The sequence below is a fragment of the Mycobacterium sp. genome (genome assembly GCF_032159565.1).
Classification (GTDB): Bacteria; Actinomycetota; Actinomycetes; order Mycobacteriales; family Mycobacteriaceae; genus Mycobacterium.
In genome coordinates this window covers 25,920-49,005 of the sequence record NZ_JAVHWR010000081.1, presented here as the reverse complement: position 1 = coordinate 49,005, position 23,086 = coordinate 25,920, and the positions used below count along the sequence as shown (strand labels likewise).

Below are 23,086 nucleotides of genomic sequence, written 5' to 3'. Positions count from 1 at the left end.
GACGACAATTAGGTGGCAACGGAGTGAGGCTGATGTTCAATGTCTAACAGCGAAGGTTTTCATCCAGACTTGACCAGCGGCGAGCCTGCCCGCAGGTCGTTACGATCGCGCGTGCACCATGTCAGGGCTTCAGAACTCAGCGCCGGCACGGCCCAGACGGAGGGTATGCAGCGATTTGCCGCGATTAGTGGTACCTCGGTTGGGTCGGAAGACATTTGGATGGGTGAAACCCATGTTTCGCCGGCGACGGCGTCGGACAACCATCACCATGGCGAATCGGAAACAGCGATATTCGTACGAAGCGGAAACCCGGAGTTTGTATTCCATGACGGCGTCGGTGAAGTCCGCGTCACCACCGCGCCCGGCGACTACGTCTTCGTCCCGCCGTACGTTCCGCACCGGGAAGAGAATCCGGATCCCAGCTCACCCGCTGAGATCGTGATCGCACGAAGTACCCAAGAAGCGATTGTGATCAATCTTCCCAAGCTCTACGCGCTCTCGGATGACACCGATTGATGAGAAATCCGGCTGTTCAGAGGAGCGTCGCCATGGAGTTCAGTCATCGCGCAGGGTTGCAGTGTTAGCGCCGCGCCTGTGACTGGAAGCGAGAATGGTCCGCTGCGGATCGGCATCCTGGGCGGGCAGTGGTCGTCAGAAGTCTAGATGCCAAGTAATCTCCGCCACATCGCCTCATAGCGGTCAAGGTGATCTAGTCCATGCCTCCGAGCCCCGCGCGGCTGCCGATCTGCCTCGGGACGCAGTACGGATCTCTGGTCAGGTGGTGTTGTGCCGGCTCCCTGGTGGACGATGGCGCCCAGGTTCGGTAGTGCCTTCATCAGATCCGCGTCCACACCGGGAGGCCCACGGACGTCCGACGACGGTCCTGGCGCAGGCCGCGACGCTGCGAACTGCCCAGTACACCGCAGACGTCAGGCCGCTATGGCTGATGTGCGCAATGCTCGGGCTCGTGATCACCATCTTGGCCATTTGGTCGACATCGCGACCCGCGATTCGTTCGGCCGAGCGGCTCGCACCGCTCATCGCGGGGCCCGTGAACAGACCGAAGAGTGCTTACGCCGCGTAACCGGTTGGAGGACTGGTGTGGCAAGCGTGTGCTCGCCCTCCTCTCTCGCCGGCGCCACGGGTGCGGTCGTGGCCGCCTCACTGGTAAGTCGCTGCCGGGAGTACGGTCCGCTTATCGGACAAGCTCATTAGAGCCGTTGTCGCTCCTACGATTTCGACGACCACTTTTCGTGACGCTCTCGTCGGCGGGGGTAATCGCTTGCCGAAGGCATGTCACTGGGTTGACGAAGGGGCACGAATCAGATGCGTTGTCTTCGTCGGTGATTTGAGGGAATGCGGCGACGATGCTTCCGACAACCTCCGGGCTGAGGAGCATTCCGAGGTGGCCGACGCCGCCGATTGCCACGGTTTTCACTTCGGCATGGGCGGGAACCGACCGGACGCCGGGCACGATCATATCGAGTGTGGCCGTGATTGCCAGCCAGCGCACGCCTTCGGGTACCGGCGCGGAGGCAAGTCGGCGCAAGAGTGGCGAACCTTGCCGCAGCGCCCGGACAATCGCCCCGAACGGCGCAAGATGCGCCCACGGCGAACCCCCGAACGGTGCGCCGAGGGTGACAATCGTGTCGACCTTCCCGGCGAGCCGACCGCTTGCGATGGCCTGCGCGATGACGACCCCGCCCAGGCTGTGTCCGATCAGATGCACCTTATCGGCCCCGGTTCGCGACAATATCCGCTCAACCTTGACGACGAGCCGGTCGGCTAGCTGCTCCACCGAAGTTCCGAACGGCGTGTAGGTGATCGCGTCGACTGTCAAGCCTTTGGCAGCCAGGGCTCGCGCGACGAAGGACCAGCTTGACTTCGTGCCCCCTAAGCCGTGCACGAGCAACACCGGGCACGTCGAGGATGCGGGGTGGGCCGGGACCCTTTGAAGCGCAACGAATGCCGGGTCGGTACCGCCGCCGACCAGGTGCAGCGACGCCGTCGTAACTACCGATGCCATCAGCCCCAGTTCGTATGCCTGCACCATCGCGGCCCGTCCGATTGTCCGGACCAGCGTGCGGGCGCCCCCGAACGGTCCCGGCGGCGAAACGCCGTCTCGCCGTCTCGGCGCATCGTCGATGGGTGGAGACTGGTGCCATTCTTCCATCTGCACTTGCGACATGTCCAACCCCTTTGTATGCGACTCGTCGTGCATTGAGAATCGCGGTCGGCGGCCATGGTGTCATCGAGGGCAGCCGCAATCTGTGTTACCCGCCAACGAGATTCGCGCATACCTGCTAGCCGGAGCCCCCAGTTCCGATCGAGGTGCCGCCGAAGTCTTCCAGGTAGCAGGTATCTCACACGGGCGCCAGCGGGAACGACTCTTGCTGAATCGTATGCAATCGTTGCGACGAGAATGCGGTTACTCGACGCAACTCAAGAGATGACAACGATCACCAGCTCGACCCGAGTACAAGAAACTCAAAGTCCAGATTTAGCAACAACTCCGAAGGGAAGCGTGTTCTACGCAGTAGAACCGGCGGTGACACAGTTGTTCAACATCCGCAATGAGGACCAGGAGGCCGCAGCATGAACAACCAACCACGGGGACTCAGGCTGCTCTGCCCACAAGGCTGTGGAACGACTCTCACCGTATCGATGCCAACCCAGGCCGAGGTGAACGGACTGTCGGGTGACATCAGCCTCAAGAATCTGGATACCCTCGTCGGGCGCAACGTCGTCGGCGCCGTATTGGTGCATTGCATCTACATGTGCACCGCCATTTCGGAGGCCCACCCCATGATGCACGTGGGCGGGAATCCCGTGCGTGACATCGAGGAATGCGACGACGTCGCACTCGTCGACGCCGACACCAACCGAGATCTGGAGGGACCCCGGTAACTGATCCACCGCGAGTGAGTGTCGGCTATTGGTGGGTGCCGGCGTCGGCGTAGCTAGTCGAGGTCAACGGGCTGAGGTCGTCCGCTGGCCGGCCGGAAGGGAACTGCCGTGGGACCGATCGCGAGGCTATGACATCGGCCGTCTTGGTTGTCTCACAGCGGGCACCGAGAACTGTTGGTGTTCTGGATCTTTCGAATGGACAGGTGTCTACGGTCGTCGGGGCGTTCGGGATGCGAGTCAAGTTGCCCAGTCCGTGCTGTTTTGGGTCCGCGGCCTAGATGAGACCGAAAGCGGGAGATCAGCGATAGACCCGGCGGTGCTCAATTCGGTGCTTGGCGCGCGCATTCGCGGATTCTTAGGACCGAACCTGTCCTAAATCGTTCATAGCATAGTGGCGTGAACACAACCGACGCGATCCAACCTTTCCAAATCGACATCCCGCAAGCCGAGATCGATTCGCTGAACCGCAAGCTCGACGACACCCGGTGGCCGTCGCCGATGCCGGGCGACGACTGGGATACCGGCGTCCCGGTTTCGTGGCTGCGCGAGATTACCAGGTACTGGCGGAGCAGCTACGACTGGCGCGAGGCCGAGCGGCAACTCAATGATTTCCCCCAGTTCACCACAGTCCTAGACGGCCAACATATCCACTTCCTGCATGTCCGCTCACCAGAGTCGGAGGCGCTGCCACTCCTCCTTACCCACGGATGGCCCGGTTCGGCAGTGGAGTTCATCGACCTGATCGGCCCACTCACCGATCCGCGCACGCACGATGGCGACCCTTCTGACGCCTTCGACGTGGTGATTCCGGCATTACCCGGTTTCGGATTCTCTGGCCCCGTGTCCGACGACAGGTGGACTGTCACCAGGATCGCGCAGGCCTGGGACGAGTTGATGTCCCGCCTGAACTATCGGCGCTACGGCACACAGGGCGGAGACATTGGTGCGGCAGTGGCACCCGAGGTGGCCCGGGTTTCCCCGGCGCGTGTCGTCGGAGTGCATACCAACGGCGGACCTGGCGGATTTGTAACGGTGCCACTGCCAGAGGACGAACTTGCATCGTTGTCAGACATAGAGCGTGACCGGGTAGGCCGGATCGAGGCGTTCATGCGCGAGGAGTCCGGCTACATTGCGATCCAGTCCACCCGGCCGCAGACGCTCGGGTACGGGTTGATCGACTCGCCGGTCGGCCAACTTGCCTGGATTATGGACAAGTTCCGCGAGTGGACCCACCCTCGAGAGACGCTGCCGGAGAACGTCATCAACATTGATCGGCTCCTAACTAACGTGATGATCTACTGGCTGACCGGCACGGCCGCGTCAGCGGCCTATGTCGGCTATGCCCAAAATGCGCCCTGGGGGGCGCCGAAGGCGAACTCCGGGGTTCCCACTGCGGCGATGGTGTTCGCCCACGACGTTGGGATACGACGCTATGCGGAGGCCGAGAACACCATCGTGCGGTGGACCGACGTGGACCACGGTGGCCACTTCGCTGCGCTGGAGCACCCTGCTGACCTGACTGCGGACATTCGCGAGTTCTTCCGCGCATTGCGTTGATGCGTTGCGACGCGGGCATCGGGGACTGCGTCGGCTCTTGCGCCACGACGCCATTTGTCTTCTTGTCCAACGTTACTGAGAGAAGCGACCGTACCGATGCTCCCACCACGCAGAGTGATCCGGCCACCCCGCTGGCTCAAGCACCTCAACCGCATGTTCCTCGTTATGCGTCGCGTGGGCGGGATGCGCGAGCTGCACGTGCTCACCGTCGCCGGCCGCGTCAGCGGCAAGCCACGCAGCACCCCGATCACCGTCGTTACCCTCGACGCAAACCGCTACCTGCTAGAGGGGTTCCCGGGCGCCGATTGGGCACGCAACGTTCGCGCAGCCGGCGGGATCGCAGTTCTTGCCGTCGGTCGCGAGGTCGAGCGTGTACACCTGGTGGAACTCGACCCACTGGCCGCGGTGGTCATTCTGCGGGAATGGCCCACGCATGCCGCGACCGGCGCCGCGATCATGCGCGACGCCGGCGTGGTGGACGACATCAGCCCAGACGGATTCGCCGAGCTCGCCGGGACCTGCGCAGTGTTCCAAATAGACCGCGCATGATCCAGCCGCCCAGACTGCTTATCTGGAAGCCGACACGTGCCGGTCGCCGTCCGCGGAACTGACCAGATCCGCGGTTTGTAAGAGTCCGTGATCGGTGGGTGCAAGAGGTCGGCGGGAGCTCCACCTCAGGCCCGCTCGTCACCAAACCCGCGAGCGATGGCGCTGTGCGCTTCCAGGTAACAGGTAGTTCTCGGCACCGACCGGCCGGAAGCGCACATGGCGGCTGGCCTTGATGACATCCGCCTTCGCAATCGCCATTCTCAAATCAGCACGGGTCGCACATCGCAGTGAGACCCGTCGCAAGCGCCGACGTCAGTCAGGCCGATTCGGACCGGACCCGCGTCGCTTGGAACCGCAACAGCGAACGCACGTCGTCATAGGTGAAAGTCGTTGTACTGCAGAGGGGTCATGACCGGAATCGTCGTCCTCATCTTCATGGGGCTCTTCTACGGCATCTGCCAGACGGTCAAGAGATCGGCGCGCGATGAAAAGCCCAAGTGCTCCGTCTGCGGCACCACCAAGCGGACACTCCAGTGGATAAAGAGCTGGGAGGACTGGTATTGCTGGCCGTGCAAGGAGAAATGCATCCATGCCATTCTGAATACCCTCATCGAACGACACACATGACTCCAACGGGCGGGTGCGTCGAAATTGCAGCTGGAGGGCGGCTCAGATGGGTGCCAGCGGGCGGGACTTTGGTCTGGTGAAATGCGATTCTGAGCGGGGAGGCTGGATCAGGCGGGCCAGTGCCAACCGTTCGAACGGGCGCCGACGAGATCGCGGAGCATCGTACGGATTCGAGCAACGAAGGAATGAGGCCGATGTTTCATGTCCAACATCGACGGTTTTCATCCTGACTTGACCCGCGGCGAGAGTGCCCGCAGGTCGTTACGTTCGCGCGTGCACCATGTCAGGGTTTCAGAGCTCAGCGCCGCTACGGCCCAGACGGAGGGTATGCAGCGATTTGCCGCAATTAGCGGTACCTCGGTCGGGTCGCAGGAGATCTGGATGGGCGAGACCCACGTTTCGCCGGCGACGGCGTCGGACAACCATCACCATGGCGAATCCGAAACAGCGATATTCGTACGAAGCGGAAACCCGGAGTTTGTATTCCACGACGGCGTCGGTGAAGTCCGCATCGCCACCGCACCCGGTGACTACATCTTCGTCCCGCCGTACGTTCCGCACCGGGAAGAGAATCCGGATCCCAGCTCACCCGCTGAGATCGTGATCGCACGCAGCACCCAAGAAGCAATTGTGATCAATCTTTCTGAGTTGTACGCACTCTCGGACACACCGACTAACGAGCCATCCGAGGCAGCCATCGTCCGCTCGTAAGTATTCCTGAGGCGAGGAAAGGTCTGTAATGTATCGCGGCGCCACAAGGGTTTATCTGGCTCGGCATGGCCGCACCGCGCTCAATGCGGAAGACCTGTTGCTCGGGTTGAGCGATCCACCGCTCGACGAAGTCGGTGTGGCGGAGGCGGCTCGGCTTGCCGAAGTGCTTGCCACCAAGAACCCGACAGCGGTGATCTCCAGCCCGCTTCAGCGGGCGGTTGCCACCGCAGAGGCGATCGGTGCGGCGGCCGGTGTGCCGGCGTCGATCGACATCCGCCTCAACGACCGCGATTACGGAACGCTGACCGGAGAGCGTCGCGATGAGGTGCGATGCCGGTTCGGCAGCATCGACGCCGCGCCCGGAGTTGAAACCACTTGACGTTCTGGCCTCGCGTGCTCGCGCAGCGTTTATCGAGTTGGTGGTCGAACACGACACTGGTCCTCTCGTCCTGGTGTCTCACGATGCATTCAACTGCGCACTGCTCCCGCTGATCGATCCCTCGTTGACCGACATCGAGCAAAGGACCGGCTGCTGGAACCAGCTCAGCTTCGTCGGCGGTGTATGGCGCGTCGACGCCTACAACCTGAAACCCAGTACAGGAGTGGAGTTTTGAACTCGGGTCCGGACCGGACTGGCGCTTGGGTCGCTTAGAGCCTTGGAGCGCCAGGGGGCCGGAAGTGGTAGTGGTGTTAGCCCTTCGCTGGGCGCTAACAGGTGATCACAGATTCCGGCTGGCATGCTCGACCGAATGACCTTGCAGTTTCACAATCGGTAGGTGAACGCTCTCAGCTCGCGCCGCAAGGTGATCATCCTGATCTCCTGCTGCCTGAGCCTGTTGATCGTGTCCATGGACGCGACCATCGTCAACGTCGCGATCCCGTCGATCCGTACTGAGCTGCACGCATCGGCTAGTGAGCTGCAATGGGTGATCGACGTCTACACATTGGTGCTGGCCTCGTTGCTGCTGTTGTCCGGAGCCACCGCCGACCGGTTTGGCCGCCGCCGAGTCTTCCAAATCGGGTTGACGATCTTCGCCGTCGGATCGCTGTTATGCAGCGTGGCTCCCGACACTCACACCCTGATCGCGGCCCGACTACTGCAGGGAATCGGCGGTTCAATGCTGAATCCTGTTGCGCTGTCGATCATCAGTCAGGTCTTCGTCGGCCGGGTCGAACGGGCCCGGGCGATCGGCGTGTGGGGGGGCGTGATGGGCATTGCGATGGCGCTGGGCCCGATGCTGGGTGGCGCACTGATCCAGCTCGGTGACTGGCGCGCGGTGTTCTGGATCAACTTGCCGATCTGCGCGGCCGCGATACTGCTCACCGCGATCTTCGTACCGGAGTCACGGTCGGCCACAATGCGAGACGTCGACCCGATCGGCCAAGCGCTGGCCGTGACGTTCCTGTTCTCCGTCGTTTTCGTCCTCATCCAGGGACGAGAGCTGGGCGGGAGCGCCGCTCCGTCGGTGGCGATATCGATCGTCGCATTGTTGGCATTGTTGGGATTTCTCCGTTACGAGTCCCGGCGCAACGATCCGTTCATCGACTTGCGGTTCTTCCAGAGCGTCCCGTTCGCGTCGGCGACGGTGATCGCCGTGTGTGCATATGCCGGCTATGGCGCATTCCTGTTCATGATGTCGTTGTACCTGCAGGGTGCGCGGCACTACTCGGCGTTTCACACGGGCTTGATGTATCTACCGATTTCGGTTGCAGCTCTGACTCTGTCGCCGTTGTCGGGTCGGTTGGTCGGTCGCTTCGGTAGTCGGCCGTCTCTGGTCGCGGCCGGCATCATGATCACCGCGGCGACGATGATGCTGGCCGGTCTCACCGTCACCGCTCCGGTGTGGGCGGTGGTGGCGATCTTTGCGGTGTTCGGTGCGGGCTTCGCGATGGCCAACGCACCGATCACGACCACTGCGGTCAGCGGCATGCCGACCGATCGTGCAGGCGCGGCGTCGGCGGTGGCGTCGACCAGCCGTCAGGTCGGCGTCAGTATCGGTGTGGCGCTTTGCGGTTCGCTCGCGGGGGCGGCTCTGACCGCAAGCGGTGCCCAGTACACCGTGGATGCCAGGCCGCTGTGGCTGATGTGCGCAACTTTAGGGCTTGTGATTACCGTCCTGGCCGTATGGTCGACATCGGGATCCGCGATTCGTTCGGCCGAGCGGCTCGCACCGCTCATCGCCGGCCCCACGGAAAGGCAGGAGGGCGCTTATGCCGCGTAATCGGTTGGCGGGTCCGGTGTGGCGAGCGATGTCGGCGCTACGTCTCAGCCTTCAATGATCGGCAAGCGTATGCTCGCCGTTCTCCATCCCGGCGCCATGGGCGCGGCCGTGGCCGCGTGTCTGGTCGATCGCAGCCACGAGGTCGGCTGGCTGCACACCGGCCGAAGCGAAGCGACATCACGGCGGGCCGCACAGGCCGGGTTGACTCCGTTCGACGACCTTGCCGAGCTGCTGGCCCGCAGCGACATTGTGTTCTCGATTTGCCCGCCGCACGGTGCGCTCGAAATGGCCCGAGAGTTGGCGGGCTTCCAGGGAATTGTGGTGGACGCCAACGCTATTAGTCCCGAGACATCGGCGCTTATCGGTCGCACCGTCATCGCCGGCGGCGCCGGCTACGTCGACGGTGGCATCATCGGGCCGCCCCCCACCACAGCAGGCACGACGCGGCTCTATCTCGCCGGCGACGACGGCGAGGTCGCCAACCTCTTCGCCGGATCCGCGCTCAACGCCGTCAGCCTGGCCGGCGCGCCGCCGGCCGCATCGGCGCTGAAGATGACGTACGCGGCCTGGACCAAGACGACTGCGGCATTGCTGGTTTCGATCCGACGTACCGCCGCCGGCTACGGGGTGGACGGCGACCTGGTAAACGAATGGGCGATTAGCCAACCCCATCTTGCAGAGGCGTGGCGGCAAGCCCGCCAGCAGACCCACGAGAAGGGCTGGCGGTGGTCCTACGAACTCGCCGAGGTCGGCAGGACCTTCGCGGCGGTAGGACAACCCGACGGCTTCGGCGCCGCGGCCAGCGAGGTCTTCGCGGCATCGAGCGATGAAGGTCCACCCGACCCCAGCTAGACTCCCCACGGCCGAGGGGCGGATACGCCGGTTATGCTGCATGTTGGCGCTCGAGCGACTCCGCCACGACCGATGTGAGCTTGCCTATGACGCAGAAGCTGTCGCGGCTGCCCGGCCGGATGCAGGGTGGCAATTTTGCGAGCGTCACGTCCGATGTAGAAGTGCAGCCGATGCGCGCACGCGTGCTGTCTTTGGTGTTGCGTCCGATCAGCCCACCTCTTGCTCTGGGGGTCGCGGTCGCGGCGGCACTCCTCGCGACAGAGAGCCTCGTCGTATATCTGCTCATGCAGGTCGTCCCCGGCAACCTTTTCGGTGTGGTCTTCCTACTGGGCGTGCTGGTGGTTTCGCTGGGGTGGGGATTCAGGCTCGGGACAACGACGGCGCTGGCGAGTGCCCTCGTCTACGGGTACTTCCACTATCTCCAGACAGGCGGAAGCTTCGTCCCAACCGACCCCCGGCACTGGGTGGCCGTCGCTGTCTTCCTGGTTATCGCGCTGTCCGCCACCGCTCTCGCCGGCGTGGCCCGATTGCGCGCCGTCGCGGCGCACGAGCGCCGCCGGGAGGTCGAGGCAAGCCATGACGATCTCAGTGTGCTCGCCGATCACCAGGCCGCGTTGCGACGGGTAGCGACACTGGTTGCTCGCGGGATCGTCCCGTCGGAGCTGTTCTGCGCGGTGGCGGAGGAGCTGGCGCGGTGCCTGGGCACGTACCACCATGCCGTGTTATTCCGGTACGAGTCCGAGAGCACGGGCGTTCTGCTGGCCGCAGGCCATGGTGACAGTGGGCTCAAGGCGGCTCCGGTGGGGCAGCGGTTCTCACTCGAGGGCGAAAGCGTCGCGGCACAGGTGGCCCGCACCTGTCGCGCCGCCCGAATGGACAGCTACGAGCATGCTTCCGGGTCCGTCGCGGCGAGCTTCCGCGATCTGGGACTCCGCTCAGCCGTAGGCGCGCCGATCATCGTCGATGGCGACCTGTGGGGCGCGGCCATCGTCGGCTCGACGAAGCCGGCTCCGCTGCCTCCCGATACCGAGGCGCGCGTCGGGGACTTCACGGATCTGGTCGCGACCGCGATCGCCAACGCCCAGACCCGCGCCGACCTCGCTGTGCTCGCCGAGCAACAGACTGCCCTGCGAAGGGTGGCGACGTTGGTTGCGCGCGGGGAACACCCGTCTGAGCTCTTCTCCGCAGTGGCGGGGGAGTTGGCCCGGTGTCTGGGCGTGCACCACTCGACGCTGTTCCGCTACGAGTCCGATGGCACGGCCACGTTGCTCGCGGCCCGCCACGAGCCGGGGTTGAAGACGGTTCCCGTCGGCAGGCGGTTTTCATTCGCGGGCGATAACGTCGCGGCGATGGTCCACGAAACCGGCCGCACCGCCCGAATGGACAGCCACGACAAAGCTGCTGGTTTGGCCGCCGAGTACGTCCGTGAGATAGGAATCCGCTCGTCGGTTGGGGCGCCGATCATCGTCGACGGAAGGCTATGGGGTGTGGCGGTCGTCGGCTCGTCTCGACCCGAGCCGCTGCCATCCGACACCGAGGCGCGCGTCGGGGATTTCGCGGATCTGGTGGCGACTGCGATCGCAAATGCCCACACCCACGCCGAGCTCACCGCGTCGCGGGTCCGGATCGTCGCGGCCGCCGACGACGCCCGGCGCCGTATCGAACGCGATCTGCACGACGGCGCCCAACAGCGGTTGGTCTCGCTCGGGCTCGAGTTGCGTACCGCGGAGGCGGGCGTGCCTGCCCAACTGAACCCGCTGAAGGAGCAGATTGACCACCTTGTGACAAAAGTGGCCGAAATCTCGACCGAGCTACAGGAACTCTCCCGCGGGATTCATCCGGCGATCCTGTCCAGGGGAGGACTGAGCCCAGCGCTCAAGGTCCTGGCCCGCCGATCCGCGGTCCCCGTCGAGCTGGTCCTCGCTGTCGATAAACGGTTGCCGGACTCTGCCGAGGTGGCGGCGTATTACGTTGTGGCCGAGGCCCTTACGAATGCGGCCAAATACGCTCGGGCGACTGAAGTGCAGGTGTGCGTCGATACCGAGGGCCCCAATCTGCATCTCTCGGTTCGAGACGATGGAATCGGCGGTGCCGACACCGCCAAAGGATCTGGACTCGTCGGTCTCATCGACCGTGTCGAGGCGCTCGGGGGCACCTTGTCGATCTCGAGCCACCCCGGAAACGGCACCTCGCTGGACGTCAACATCCCTTTCGAAATCGAGTGATCACCGGCGGTCGGAGAACCGGATGTCCAGGCTCCGCAGGTAGGTTTGCAGGCCCGCGTCCTGGATCGGGATCAGGTGCGCAGGCGCCCCCGACTCGTTGAAGTGCGCGTGCCACAGGCCAGGTGGCGTGACAAACGCGCCGCCCGCCTCCCAATCGACACGGGTTGGGTTGATGATGTCGCCCCGCTCGTTCAATCGGGTGCCCAGCAGCGTGTAGCAGCCGGGCTTGGCGTCGAGAATCAGATCGAGCGCGACCGACTGGTGGCGGTGTGGACGTTGTTCCTGATCCGGCGGCAGCAGACCGAACATTGCCCACAACACGTGCGTGATCGTCAGTGTCTGCTCCTCCTCGGCATTGGCCAACAGGACGCTTACTCTGCTCTTGTCGTTTGCGCCCGGGCGCGAGGCGATCTCATCCAGCCGAGCCACGGCCTCAGTGCGGCGGAATTTCGTTGGGCGGAAACGTGGTTCGGTGGCCTCTGCGCCCAGGTGGCGAAGCAGCGGCTCGTCGTGCACCCAGTACATCGCGGCGTCGGAGCCGGAGTCTGCGTAGAACGTCGCCAGGCTGTTGGCAGGCAGCGTCAGGAAGTCACCCTTCTCCCACCGCGCAAGCCGACCGTTCACGGCGGTGAAGCCTCGGCCACTGATCACGTAATACAGCTGAGAGGTGGCGTTCGGGCTGGTGGCGATCTGGTCACCCCCGCAGATCCGCACGAAGTGCGCCACCAACGCCGGGCTGGTCGCGGGCCCGCCACTTATGCCCAGTTCGGCGGACAGGTCCAACGGGATGATTCGAGTCGGACCGTCGAGGTAAAGGTCGCGGCCGAAGGACTTGATAGGAACCTGCGTAGTGTGCCCGGACCCGATCGGGTTTGCGGCCTTGGAGTACTCGAAGTAACGCGCGTCCTCGGCCCAATCCTCGAAGCGCCCCTCGAACCCGTACTCGGCCACGTTGGTCATCGGCGCCGGAACCGTTGGATCCAACCCGTCCTCACCGACGTCGACTGGCTCTAGCTCTGTGCTGGTGGACATTGTCTCCTCCTACAAAGAATGCAGCTTTGCCAATAGATACAACTTGTATCTTAGTTAGTAAAACGTCAGCCGGCCAGTGACGTCGCTCACCACCGCTTGAGATTGGGGATTGGGCGGTACGCTCAACACGCACTGGTATACGACTGAGATTGAAGCAGAGGTCGCCGTGGCAAAAAGGCCCACTCGCGGGAGCCGACGCACTGCGAAGGATCGAGCGCTTGACTACGTCAAGAACCAGATCCTCAGTGGCGCCTTCCCGGGGGGCGAGCTGATCAGCGAGGGCGAGGTCGCCGACACATTGAGCATGTCGCGCACCCCAGTGAGGGAGGCGTTCCTGCGCATGGAGGCCGAAGGACTGCTGCGGCTGTATCCGCAGCGCGGCGCCCTGGTGATCTCCGTTTCCCCACAAGAGGTGCGCGCCGTCATGGAGGCCAGGCTGGTTCTCGAGCAGTTCGCTGCCGGGAAGGTCGCCGGGCAATCTGCTGAAGCGCGCGGTGCTGTGTCCGATCGGATGACCTCCGAGCTCGCTCGACAGCGTCAGACTGCCGCAGCTGGGGACCTGCGCGAATTCTCGGATGCAGATCGCGCCTTCCACGCCATTCTCATCGAGGCGACCGGGAACGGCATTCTGCATGACGTCTACAACTCGCTTCGCGACCGCCAGATGCGCATGGTCGGTGAATCCGCCGTTCGAGAGCCCGCGCGAATGGAAACGATTCTCACTGAACACATGCAGATCGCCGAAGCGCTGCGAGATGGCGACCGTAATCGATCCCTCGATGCAATCAAGGCACACCTCGCGGGCACTCAAAGGACACTGGGTTTCGCGGCCGATGCGCCGGCTGATTAGGCGGTGACGTGTGCGCTGTCACCGGCGGTGGCGGCGAATGCGGTACCGCTGACCATGGCCGCCTGATCGGTTGCCAAGAAGACGACCAGCGAAGCAACATCCTCGGGTTCAACCCACGGAACTCCAAGCGGCGTCTTCTTTTTCATCAATTCGATGGTGGTGCGCTCATCCTGAACCGGATCGCCGCTCGGTGCGCCTCCGGCATCGCTGATGGCCTGTGCGTAGCGGTCCTCATGCCGGGTCAGCGCCGTGTTGACCAAACCCGGGATGACGGCGTTCACCGTGATGTTGTGGACGCCCAGCTCTAGTGCCGCGGACTTCATCAAGCCGAGCAGTCCCCATTTGGAGGCCGAGTACGACGATCCGAACTTGGTTCCGTGCTGACCCTGTGTCGATGACGTGACGATGATCCGCCCTCCGCCGCGGCTGACCAGCAGCGGCGCGAAAACCCGCAACACGTTCGCCGTGCCGTCGAGATTCACCTCGATCTGGTCCCGCCAGTCGGGGTCAGACATCTCGAGTAGCGGCTTGAAAGCCTGAATGCCGGCGTTCGCGAAGACGATATCGACGCCTCCCCGCTCCCGTGCAACCGCCTCAGCCGCAGCGCGAATCTCATCGATCCGGCGCTGATCGGCGACGTGCTGTGACCACCGGCCACCCGCGGACGTCACGAGTCGGCCGGTCTCACACAGGTCGTCGACGGTGGCCGGCTCGTAGTCAAGGATGTCGCTCACCGGGCTTGCGATGTCAATCCCGGCCACGTCCGCGCCGGCACCGCTAAGAGCGACAGCGGCTGCCCGTCCGATTCCGCGAGCCGCACCGGTCACCACGGCGACGCGACCGGCCAATGGCCGGGACACGCTCGATTTACTCATCATTTTCTCCGAAGCGACAGTGGACAGGTAGCGTTCAAACTTGGTGCCATGAAGGCTCTGTCGGGTCAACCAACTGGATGTCGACGGGGCCCAAGCCAAAGATTGCGATCACGGCGGGATTGCGTCGACCGGCCAACACCCCGTCGTAGTGCGGTGTGCGGGCAGTACGTTTCACATATCCGCCTGGCCCAACGGGAACTGCGTCGTTGGGCAAGAAATCGTTCCCACTGTTGACCCACCAGGTGCCGGACACGACGACGCAAACTCGATCGGTCGCATAGGTATGTGGTGCGCTGAACCAACCGGGATGCCATCTCATCATTACTAGATACGGGCCTTGCTTGTTGAGATCGCCGTAGAGCATTGCCATTTCGCCGCTTCGTGGCGGCAAGCCGCCCCAAGCTTTGAATGCCATTTTGTCGTGGGGTAGCACGAAGGTTTCGTTGGGATCGGGGGGATAGGGGTCAGTCGTGGATATGGAGTGGATAGCCGGACGGCCGGCGTTCTTTTCACAGCCGGCGACCGCCGCCGTCAGGAATGTGGCAACCAGTAAGGAGCGTCTGTCCAGATCCATGGGGCCGCCTTCCGGTACGTGGACTGCTTGGTACCAATCAGCCATGACGACGCGGTTGAGCGGGTCGGCGCCCGATGGCCGGCACTATCTGGCTGTAGCGTCAAGGGTTCCGCCTCAGCGCACCTGTGTCACCACAGCGGACACCCACCGGAGATTCCCGCTAGCCGGGTTGTCTGCCGTCCAACCCCGCATACACGTGCACATTGAAGCTAGCCATGGCGACATCGGGCCTGCAAAGCTGAAGGATCAGTTCTTGCCTCTCGGCTGGGAACGTCAGATACAGCGGCGCGTCGACCGGCTGGAACACGGCGGAAGGGCATCACGGTGAGCAACGACAAGGCCCCTATTGCAGGTGACTTGCTTGGTCAGGGTGAGCCGGGACGCCCCGCAGTGGGGCCGGGGTCCGAACGCCGGTGCTGAGTTCTCCCGGGAGGATTATCACCATCCCGCTGCGGGCTGGGGCGCGGCTCGCAGCGTGGCAAAGGTGTTGGCGCAGAGCCGTGAACAACGGTGCCTGCGAGCCGCCCACAACGAAAAAGCTCACCGCGGCCGCAAGCGGAACGACGATCGCCGCCCGGCCGGCACGGCGCAACGCGTCACGCTCAGGATCGCGCGTTCGCAGCCGCTCGACCGCCCGCGAAACCAACGTGCCCGCATCAGCGCGGTGATCATGCGCGCAGCAACTCCAACGCAGCGCTCACACCGGCAGGGTCGATGGGGACCTCCGCGAGCTGCAGCCCCATCTGTACCCCGGCGAGCGTTCCGGCCAGGGTCAGGTCGTTGAAATGGCCGAGGTGGCCGATCCGAAACACCCGCCCCGCAAGCTTGCTCAGGCCGGCGCCGAGCGACATGTCGAAGCGGTCCAAGATGATATCGCGGACCTTGTCGGCGTCGTGTTGCTCAGGAAGCAACACCGCCGTCACTGACGGGGAGTGCTCGCGCTCGTCGGCGCACACCACGGCCAGGCCCCACGCCCGGACAGCGGCCCTGGTAGCCGCCGAATGCCGGGCGTGCCGGGCGAATACCTCTGGTAGGCCCTCGGCGTACAGCAGCGCAAGCGACTCTTTCAGCCCATACAGCAGGTTGGTGGGTGGCGTGTAAGGGAAGAACCCGTTCCGATTGCCCTCGAGGATGGGCCCCCAGTCCCAGTACGACCTGGGCAGGCCCGCTGCGGCGGAGGCTTCGAGTGCCTTTTCGCCAATGGCGTTGAAGCTCATGCCCGGCGGAAGCATCAGCCCCTTCTGCGAACCGGCGACCGTCACATCGACACCCCACTCGTCGTGTCGGTAGTCGATACAGCCGAGCGAGGAAATCGCGTCGACCAACAGCAACGTCGGGTGGCCGACGCTGTCGATCGCCTTGCGGATTTCGGCAACCCGGCTGGTCACCCCGGTGGACGTCTCGTTGTGCACCACGCACACCCCCTTTATCGCTCCGGAAGTGTCGGCGGCGAGCTTCTCCGCCACGACACCGGGGTCCACCCCATGACGCCAGTCTCCGGGAACGAAGTCGACGGCAAGTCCGAGCTTGCCGGCCATCTCACGCCATAATGTTGCGAAATGCCCTGTGCCGAATGCCAATACGGTGTCGCCGGGGCTCAGCGTGTTCACCAGGGCGGCCTCCCATGCCCCCGACCCCGAGGCAGGGTAGATCACCACTGGCCCCTTGGTTCCGAACACTGGGCCCAGCAGCTCGAGAACATCGAGGGCGAGGGCTTGAAAGGCCGGGCCCCGATGGTCGATGGTTGGCGCGTCAATAGCCCGCAGCACTCGGTCGGGGATGTTCGTCGGGCCGGGAATCTGTAGGAAGTGACGTCCGCTCGGGTAGCTCATCGTGAAAATTCCTAATCCGTCCGCGGTCAGCACAGCCCCTCGAATTTCGGTGCGTCAAAAGAATTGCACTCTCGGCCAAGCGGTGTCGTCACCGCTGGCACCTATCAATGGCCCCAGCCAGCCGGAATCTTCGCCTTGCGTGCTCACCGGTGTGTAGCGAGTACCGCTGGCAGGGTCCCAAAATTGGTGTCATCGGTGACGACGGGGTGGGCCTGGAACGCAACCATTGACTGACGGCAGAAAACAGCTGCCCAGGAGTCAGCACCGAGATCGAAAAGGCCAGGTATGAGCGTTCTTCAAGTGGGCACGATCGAGCCGTCACTGGCCGACGTACTGGCGGCGAGACACCAAGTGCTGCAATTACCTAACGATGCCACACGAGCCGACTTTCTTGCCGAGCATGGACGGTCGGTCACTGCCATCGTCGACTCTGGCCTCCCTGGTGTGGACGCGGAACTGATGAAGGCGCTGCCCAACCTCGGCGCCATCGTGCACCACGGAGCCGGCTACGACACCATCGACGTCGACGCGGCGTACCGGCTCGGTATTGGAGTCAGCAACACCCCCGACGTGCTCAACGACTCCGTTGCCGACACAGCCGTCGGCCTGATGCTGGCGACGATGCGTGGCTTGTGCACAGCAGACCGCCATGTTCGCGCCGGCAGTTGGCCCAATGACGGAAAGTATCCTCTGGGCCGTGACGTGAGCGGATCACGAGTCGGCATCGTGGGCCTTGGCCGCATCGGCTCGGCGATCGCCACGCGGCTGGTCGCCTTTGGCTGTGCCATCGCGTACCACAACCGCCGCGAGGTGCCCGGCTCTCCGTACCGCTACCTCGCCTCGCCGGTTGCGCTCGCCGAGTCCGTTGACGTGCTGGTGGTGGCAACCGTTGGAGGCGCTGGGACCGAACACCTCGTAAGCCGTGCGGTCTTGGAAGCCCTTGGGCCGCACGGCTATGTCATCAATATCGCGCGGGGAAGCGTCGTTGATCAGGATGCCCTCGTCGAACTGCTTGTCGCGGGGCGGCTGGCGGGCGCAGGACTGGATGTTTTCACCGACGAACCTTATGTTCCAACGGAATTATGTCGACTCGACAACGTGGTGCTGCTACCACACATCGGCGGCGTGACAGTGCGAAGCCTCTCGATGATGAGGGAACTGGTGTTGCGAAATCTCGATCAGTACCTCACGCGTGGGACGCTGACCACGCCGGTCGTGCCGCCGCAATGCATGCCGCCCGAAAACGGTAGCCGCCCGTTATCGAGCGTTCGCAGGTCGGTATTGGGCACGCCCGCCACTCCTTTCCAGACTTATAGCAAGCGACTGCATGACCGTTTGCGAGGAGGAGGTGACCATGGCCGCTCTCACTGAGCGAATCGACGGCGACGCGACCACGTATTTGGCGCCAGTGATCACAGGATTGGTCGATCTCCTCGATCGGCAGGCAAGCGATCGTCCGGAAGGGCAGGCGCTTGTCCTGACGAGGGACCGGATACCTGTGTCCTACGGCGCGCTTGCAGTCTTGGTCGACGACATGGCCGGCCGCCTCGGCAGTGCAGGGCTTTGCAGAGGAGATGCGGTCGGCCTCATCAGTGCCAACAATGTCGAGTTCGTCGTGGCGCTCCTCGGGGCGGCACGCGCCGGGATTGTGGTCGCTCCACTGGATCCTGCGCTGCCCCAGTCGGAGATGTGCACCCGGCTCGAAAGGGTCGGCGCACAGGTGATCCTCGTCGGACCACGTGCGGCCGACAACGCACCGCCGCAGTTCCCCATCGCGACATGGGAACTGCAGGTAGACGTCGCCATTGGCGGGCCCGCGACGGCCACCCTCGAGACAGGCGCGCGTCTAGAGCGACATGTCAGGGGCGCGATAGACGATCTCTCGGATGACGACGCCCTTGTGCTGTTCACCTCGGGCACCACAGACCAGGCCAAAATGGTTCCGCTGACGCATGCGAACCTCGCCGCCTCCGTGAGGGCCATCTGCAGGACCTACGAGCTGGGTCCCGAAGATGCGACGGTCGCGGTGATGCCACTCTTCCATGGACACGGCCTGCTCGCGGTGCTGCTGTCCACCCTTGCCAGCGGCGGATGTGTGCTACTCCCTGAGCACGGCCGATTCTCCGCACGTACCTTCTGGGACGACATGCGGGCCGCGGCCGCCACCTGGTTCACCGCGGTTCCCACCATCCATCAGATCCTTCTGCAGCGGTCACCGCGCGAGTACCCCGGCCAGCAGGAAGTGCCGTTGAGGTTCGTGCGCAGCTGCAGTGCGCCCCTCGACACGGTCACGGCGCGAGCGATGGAGCGCACCTTCGGCGCGCCCGTGTTGTCCGCCTACGGGATGACCGAAACCTCGCATCAGGCGACCAGCCTGCCGCTGCCGCTGCGCGGACCCGTTAAGCACGGATCGGTCGGCCGGGCAACCGGGGTGGACCTTCGCGTCGTCGACAACGACGGACACATCTGCCCGGCCGGCATCGAAGGCGAGGTGTGGGTACACGGTCCCACGGTCGCGCGCGGGTACCTCGCCAACCAGGCCGGCACGGCGCACAGCTTCGCCGAAGGATGGTTCCGCACGGGTGATCTGGGGTCAGTCGACGAGGACGGGTACCTGTTTCTCACCGGGCGCATCAAGAACATCATCAATCGCGGTGGCGAAAAGATCTCGCCGGAGCACGTCGAAGCGATCCTCGCCGGGTGTCGTGGTGTCACCGAGGCGGCCGTCTTCGCGATGCCCGACGCGACATACGGGGAGCGTGTGGGCGCGGTCGTAGTCCTGTCCCAGAACGAGAGCATGGGACCCGAGACAATCCTGCGGGAGTGCAAGAGCAAGCTTTCGCCTTTCGAAGTGCCCGAACGGCTCGAAGTCGTCGCGGCTCTGCCTCATACTGCGAAGGGCGCACTCGACAGGCGCGCGGTGGAGGAGCAGTTCGCGCACTGAGCGCCCCTGCCAGCCCGACTGTGGCATACCTGCCAGCTTCAGTTTTGCTCAATCCTCAGGTGCATCGGTATCCGAACGGTGCAGTATGAGTTCGAGCCGACCCGGAAGGTGGTGATCGCGATGCAGGTAGTGGTAGCCGATGACGATTTGTTGCTCAGAGAGGGTTTGGCCAGCCTGTTGGACCGTTCGGGGTTCGATGTGGTGGGGCAGGCGGGTGACGGTGGCCAGCTCCTCGCGCTGGTTCGCGAGCGCACCCCGGAGTTGGTGGTGGCCGACATTCGGATGCCGCCAACGCATAGCACTGAGGGGCTTGATGCCGCGCGGGTGATCCGAGAGGAGTTCCCCGATATCGCCATCTTGCTGCTGTCGGCACATGTTGAGGTCGAGCATGCGATGGAGTTATTGGGCAGCGGCCACAGCATCGGTTATCTGCTGAAGAGCCGGGTTACCGATGTGGCGGATTTCCTGGAAACGTTGGAGCGGATCGCCAAGGGCGCGTCGGTGGTCGACCCAGCGTTGGTGTCCGAGCTGGTGTCGGCGCGGCGGCGGGATGATCCGTTAGCGGCCCTCAGTGCGAGGGAGCGTGAGGTGTTGGCGTTGATGGCGGAGGGACGTTCCAATGCCGGTATCGCTCATCGACTTTGGGTCACCGAAGGCACTGTGGAAAAGCACGTCCGCAGCATCTTGACCAAGCTGAACCTGCCGGAGGCCGGCGAGGATCACCGCCGGGTGTTAGCGGTGATCACCTTCCTCGACGCTTGCTAACCCGTCGACGAGATCGCGGATGGCCGCGCCCGTCAAGGCGGACTTGGATAGGAACCCGACGGCGGGGCTGGTTTCGATCATGTCCGCGAAGTCTTGGGCGGCGTGGGTGGAAATCAATATCACCGGTGACGGTGTCGACCCCCCAACCCGATGGAGTTGCTCAGCGAGTTCGAAGCCGCTCTCCCCGCCGAGGTTGATGTCGACCAGCGTCACGTCGGGCCGTATTTCCTCGAACAACCGCAGCGCCTCGCCGCTGGTGGACGCCACGCCGACGACCGATAAGCCCTGACACTCCAACAGGCCGCGCGCGGCGTCGACGAAACCCGCGCTGTCATCAACGATTAGACAGCGCATTGGGAACCTCGCAGCAGCATGAGATCAGCTTCGCAGTGTTGAGTGCAGGTGCGCATTCCCACTAACTGCAAACATCTGACACCCGGACCCAAGCTCCAGCTGGCAGGTATGCGGAGATTCCCCCTGCCGGGGGGCATCGATTGGTATCAGCGGTAGCGACACCGGTTCGTCTGTGCGCAACGCTGGCATACAACCACGCTGACGCAGGGCTGCCGAGACTCGGCGAGATTGGAGCGGCATGAAGACCACGATATTGGGACGAAGCAAGCTCGAAGTATCGCGAATCGCATTCGGTACTTGGCAACTTGGGGGCGACTGGGGCAAGTTCGACGAGGACGCGGCCGTGACTGCCATCCGTCGGGCTCGCGAGCTCGGCGTCAACTTTTTCGACACCGCCCAAGCGTACGGCTTCGGCGCATCCGAACGTATCCTCGGCAGGGCGTTGCGCCACGAGCTTGTCGGTGACCGCGACGAGGTCGTGATTGCCACCAAAGGCGGTCTACGCCAAACCGATTCCGGCCTCGTCCGCGACGCAAGCCCCGAGTGGCTACGTAAAGGGGTGGAGGCAAGCCTGACTGCACTGGATATCGACCACATCGACCTTTACCAGGTGCACTGGCCCGATGCGACGGTACCTGTGGCCGAGACGGCGGACGCCCTAGGCGACCTGATCACCGAAGGCAAGATCAGCCATGTCGGCGTCTCGAATTACACCTCCGAACAGATGGCCGAATTCGCCGCGACGCTGCCAGTTGAGACCTTGCAGCCGCCTTATCACCTGTTCCGTCGTGAGATCGAGGACGAGGTGCTGCCGTACTGCCTCGACAACAACATCGGTGTACTGGTGTACGGGCCGCTGGCGCACGGGCTACTGACCGGAACGCTAGGCGCGCACACCGCCTTCGATGCTGGTGACTGGCGCGGCACGAGCGGGGTTTTCACCGGCGACACGTACCGTCGCAACCTGGCCGCGGTGCGCGCCCTGGAAAAGGTCGCAGCTGACCGTGGCATTACGGTGAGCCAGTTGGCCATCGCATGGACGCTCGCGAACCCCGCCGTGAACGTCGCGATCGTCGGTGCCCGGCAGGTCGGTCATATCGAGGACAGCCTCAGCGCAGCCGAAATTTCACTTTGCGACTCGGATCTCGATGAGATCGACAAGATCATGGCTGACGCCACACCGGTCGCCGGACCGTCCCCGGAAGGCATGCCGTGACTAAGCCACTTGTGACTGTTGCCGTGCTGGGCACTGGGACGATGGGCGCACCGATGGCCCGCAACCTGCTCCATGCCGGATTCGACGTCCGCGTATGGAACCGCACTCTGGCCAAAGCCGCGGCGGTCGGCGTCGATGCGCGCCGCATGTCCACTCCAGGGGATGCTGCCGCCGGCGCCGACGTGCTGATCACCATGCTCGCCGACGGCGCGGCCGTCGAGCAGGTCATGACCGGTCCGACCGGCGCGCTCTCGATGCTTGGGGCGGGGGCGATCTGGATCCAGATGAGCACGGTCGGTGCCGAATGGACTGACCGCTTCACCGGCCTGGTGGTCAGCCATGACGTGACGTTCGTCGACGCCCCGGTGTCGGGCAGCTCCGGCGCCGCGGAGGAGGGCGAACTGGTTATCCTCGCCTCTGGTGCTGCAGCGGTCCGTCCCCGGGTGAAGCCGATCTTCGACGTGCTGGGACATCAAACGTTGTGGCTACAGAGCCCCGGCGACGGCAGCCGGCTCAAGCTCGCGCTCAACAACTGGCTGGCGGTGCTCGTCGAAGGGATGGTGGAAACACTGACCCTTACTGAAGCGCTCGGCCTCGACCCACAGCTACTGCTCGAAGCCGTTGGAGAGGGGCCGATGGCGTCGGACTACGCGATGGCAAAGGGCGCCGCGATGCTCACCGGCGAGTTCGTCCCGGGCTTCCCGTTGCGACACGCGACCAAGGACGCGGAGCTTGCACTGACCGCCGCCCATCGGCACGGTGTGGAGCTCCCACTGACGAGCGCTCTACTGCCGCGCTGGTATGAGGCCATTGCCGGAGACCACGGCGACGACGACGTCGCCTCCGCCGTCACGGCGGCTGCTAAAACCGCATCGCAACCCGGCGATCGCCTGACCGTCTTCGCGACATGAAGCTGTCGGTGGTAGGCGTCTCAATCTGAGGGAAGTGTGTGGTCGAGGTGCGCGTGACATGCAGTTCTGATGCGGTTGCGGGG

23 protein-coding genes are annotated in these 23,086 nt (G+C 64.0%); 17 read left to right on the top strand and 6 right to left on the bottom strand.

Annotation, left to right across the window (positions count from 1 at the left end; genetic code table 11):
* Positions 1 to 39: 39 nt before the first annotated feature.
* Complete coding sequence (locus tag QOC76_RS10405; protein ID WP_526356753.1) at positions 40 to 516, top strand: cupin domain-containing protein; 477 nt, start codon at positions 40 to 42, stop codon at positions 514 to 516.
* A 679-nt stretch (positions 517 to 1,195) separates the two neighbouring features.
* Here QOC76_RS10405 and QOC76_RS10400 read toward each other — a convergent pair.
* The gene (locus tag QOC76_RS10400; RefSeq protein ID WP_526356752.1) at positions 1,196 to 1,915 is read right to left on the bottom strand and encodes an esterase/lipase family protein; all 720 of its coding nucleotides are present in this window, start codon (positions 1,913 to 1,915) and stop codon (positions 1,196 to 1,198) included.
* 749 nt (positions 1,916 to 2,664) lie between these two features.
* On the opposite strand from QOC76_RS10400, the gene QOC76_RS10395 reads away from it, so the two are divergent.
* The 10 genes from QOC76_RS10395 to QOC76_RS10350 all read left to right on the top strand — a co-directional run bounded on the left by QOC76_RS10395 (position 2,665) and on the right by QOC76_RS10350 (position 11,650).
* Positions 2,665 to 2,907, top strand: a complete 243-nt coding sequence (locus tag QOC76_RS10395; RefSeq protein WP_526356751.1) for a hypothetical protein — start codon at positions 2,665 to 2,667, stop codon at positions 2,905 to 2,907.
* A 396-nt stretch (positions 2,908 to 3,303) separates the two neighbouring features.
* Positions 3,304 to 4,464 (top strand): alpha/beta fold hydrolase, encoded by a 1,161-nt coding sequence (locus QOC76_RS10390; protein WP_526356750.1) that lies wholly within the window; start codon positions 3,304 to 3,306, stop codon positions 4,462 to 4,464.
* Positions 4,465 to 4,560: 96 nt separating this feature from the next.
* Complete coding sequence (locus tag QOC76_RS10385; protein WP_526356749.1) at positions 4,561 to 5,013, top strand: PNPOx family protein; 453 nt, start codon at positions 4,561 to 4,563, stop codon at positions 5,011 to 5,013.
* A gap of 408 nt (positions 5,014 to 5,421) precedes the next feature.
* Entirely contained in the window at positions 5,422 to 5,640 is a 219-nt protein-coding gene (locus QOC76_RS10380; protein WP_526356748.1) for a hypothetical protein, read from the top strand.
* 201 nt (positions 5,641 to 5,841) lie between these two features.
* Positions 5,842 to 6,351 carry a cupin domain-containing protein gene (locus QOC76_RS10375; RefSeq protein ID WP_526356747.1) on the top strand — a complete coding sequence of 170 codons (510 nt, stop codon included), beginning with the start codon at positions 5,842 to 5,844 and terminating at the stop codon, positions 6,349 to 6,351.
* A gap of 28 nt (positions 6,352 to 6,379) precedes the next feature.
* Positions 6,380 to 6,730 (top strand): histidine phosphatase family protein, encoded by a 351-nt coding sequence (locus QOC76_RS10370; protein WP_526356746.1) that lies wholly within the window; start codon positions 6,380 to 6,382, stop codon positions 6,728 to 6,730.
* On the top strand, positions 6,672 to 6,965 hold the full coding sequence (locus QOC76_RS10365; protein ID WP_526356745.1) for a histidine phosphatase family protein: 294 nt from the start codon (positions 6,672 to 6,674) through the stop codon (positions 6,963 to 6,965). Before QOC76_RS10370 ends, QOC76_RS10365 begins: the two co-directional genes overlap by 59 nt.
* Positions 6,966 to 7,127: 162 nt before the next feature.
* Positions 7,128 to 8,573, top strand: a complete 1,446-nt coding sequence (locus QOC76_RS10360) for a DHA2 family efflux MFS transporter permease subunit (protein ID WP_526356744.1) — start codon at positions 7,128 to 7,130, stop codon at positions 8,571 to 8,573.
* Positions 8,574 to 8,627: 54 nt separating this feature from the next.
* Positions 8,628 to 9,425 (top strand): DUF1932 domain-containing protein, encoded by a 798-nt coding sequence (locus tag QOC76_RS10355; protein ID WP_526356743.1) that lies wholly within the window; start codon positions 8,628 to 8,630, stop codon positions 9,423 to 9,425.
* Between the two features lie 86 nt (positions 9,426 to 9,511).
* Entirely contained in the window at positions 9,512 to 11,650 is a 2,139-nt protein-coding gene (locus QOC76_RS10350) for a GAF domain-containing sensor histidine kinase (protein WP_526356742.1), read from the top strand.
* Here the strand turns inward: QOC76_RS10350 and QOC76_RS10345 are convergent, their stop codons facing one another.
* Complete coding sequence (locus QOC76_RS10345; protein ID WP_526356741.1) at positions 11,651 to 12,682, bottom strand: AraC family ligand binding domain-containing protein; 1,032 nt, start codon at positions 12,680 to 12,682, stop codon at positions 11,651 to 11,653.
* 109 nt (positions 12,683 to 12,791) lie between these two features.
* Here QOC76_RS10345 and QOC76_RS10340 point away from each other — a divergent pair, with 109 nt between their 5' ends.
* Positions 12,792 to 13,532 (top strand): GntR family transcriptional regulator, encoded by a 741-nt coding sequence (locus tag QOC76_RS10340; protein WP_526356740.1) that lies wholly within the window; start codon positions 12,792 to 12,794, stop codon positions 13,530 to 13,532.
* Here QOC76_RS10340 and QOC76_RS10335 read toward each other — a convergent pair.
* From QOC76_RS10335 to QOC76_RS10325, 3 genes are all read right to left on the bottom strand, one after another.
* The gene (locus QOC76_RS10335; protein WP_526356739.1) at positions 13,529 to 14,407 is read right to left on the bottom strand and encodes an SDR family NAD(P)-dependent oxidoreductase; all 879 of its coding nucleotides are present in this window, start codon (positions 14,405 to 14,407) and stop codon (positions 13,529 to 13,531) included. The two genes, QOC76_RS10340 and QOC76_RS10335, sit on opposite strands and share 4 nt — an antisense overlap.
* A 34-nt stretch (positions 14,408 to 14,441) precedes the next feature.
* Positions 14,442 to 14,981, bottom strand: coding sequence for a cupin domain-containing protein (locus QOC76_RS10330; RefSeq protein ID WP_526356738.1), 540 nt, complete (start codon positions 14,979 to 14,981; stop codon positions 14,442 to 14,444).
* Between the two features lie 668 nt (positions 14,982 to 15,649).
* On the bottom strand, positions 15,650 to 16,813 hold the full coding sequence (locus QOC76_RS10325) for a pyridoxal-phosphate-dependent aminotransferase family protein (protein WP_526356737.1): 1,164 nt from the start codon (positions 16,811 to 16,813) through the stop codon (positions 15,650 to 15,652).
* 285 nt (positions 16,814 to 17,098) lie between these two features.
* On the opposite strand from QOC76_RS10325, the gene QOC76_RS10320 reads away from it, so the two are divergent.
* From QOC76_RS10320 to QOC76_RS10310, 3 genes are all read left to right on the top strand, one after another.
* The gene (locus QOC76_RS10320; protein WP_526356736.1) at positions 17,099 to 18,184 is read left to right on the top strand and encodes a 2-hydroxyacid dehydrogenase; all 1,086 of its coding nucleotides are present in this window, start codon (positions 17,099 to 17,101) and stop codon (positions 18,182 to 18,184) included.
* Positions 18,168 to 19,757: a FadD7 family fatty acid--CoA ligase gene (locus tag QOC76_RS10315; protein ID WP_526356735.1), complete on the top strand. Its 1,590-nt coding sequence runs from the start codon at positions 18,168 to 18,170 to the stop codon at positions 19,755 to 19,757. The genes QOC76_RS10320 and QOC76_RS10315 overlap by 17 nt, the downstream gene beginning before the upstream one ends.
* A 120-nt stretch (positions 19,758 to 19,877) precedes the next feature.
* Positions 19,878 to 20,522 (top strand): response regulator transcription factor, encoded by a 645-nt coding sequence (locus tag QOC76_RS10310; RefSeq protein WP_526356766.1) that lies wholly within the window; start codon positions 19,878 to 19,880, stop codon positions 20,520 to 20,522.
* Here QOC76_RS10310 and QOC76_RS10305 read toward each other — a convergent pair.
* The gene (locus tag QOC76_RS10305; protein WP_526356734.1) at positions 20,490 to 20,876 is read right to left on the bottom strand and encodes a response regulator; all 387 of its coding nucleotides are present in this window, start codon (positions 20,874 to 20,876) and stop codon (positions 20,490 to 20,492) included. The genes QOC76_RS10310 and QOC76_RS10305 overlap by 33 nt on opposite strands.
* A 238-nt stretch (positions 20,877 to 21,114) precedes the next feature.
* Here QOC76_RS10305 and QOC76_RS10300 point away from each other — a divergent pair, with 238 nt between their 5' ends.
* Together QOC76_RS10300 and QOC76_RS10295 are read left to right on the top strand one after the other, a co-directional pair.
* Positions 21,115 to 22,092 carry an aldo/keto reductase gene (locus QOC76_RS10300; RefSeq protein WP_526356733.1) on the top strand — a complete coding sequence of 326 codons (978 nt, stop codon included), beginning with the start codon at positions 21,115 to 21,117 and terminating at the stop codon, positions 22,090 to 22,092.
* Positions 22,089 to 23,003, top strand: a complete 915-nt coding sequence (locus QOC76_RS10295) for an NAD(P)-dependent oxidoreductase (RefSeq protein WP_526356732.1) — start codon at positions 22,089 to 22,091, stop codon at positions 23,001 to 23,003. The genes QOC76_RS10300 and QOC76_RS10295 overlap by 4 nt, the downstream gene beginning before the upstream one ends.
* Positions 23,004 to 23,086 lie beyond the last annotated feature (83 nt).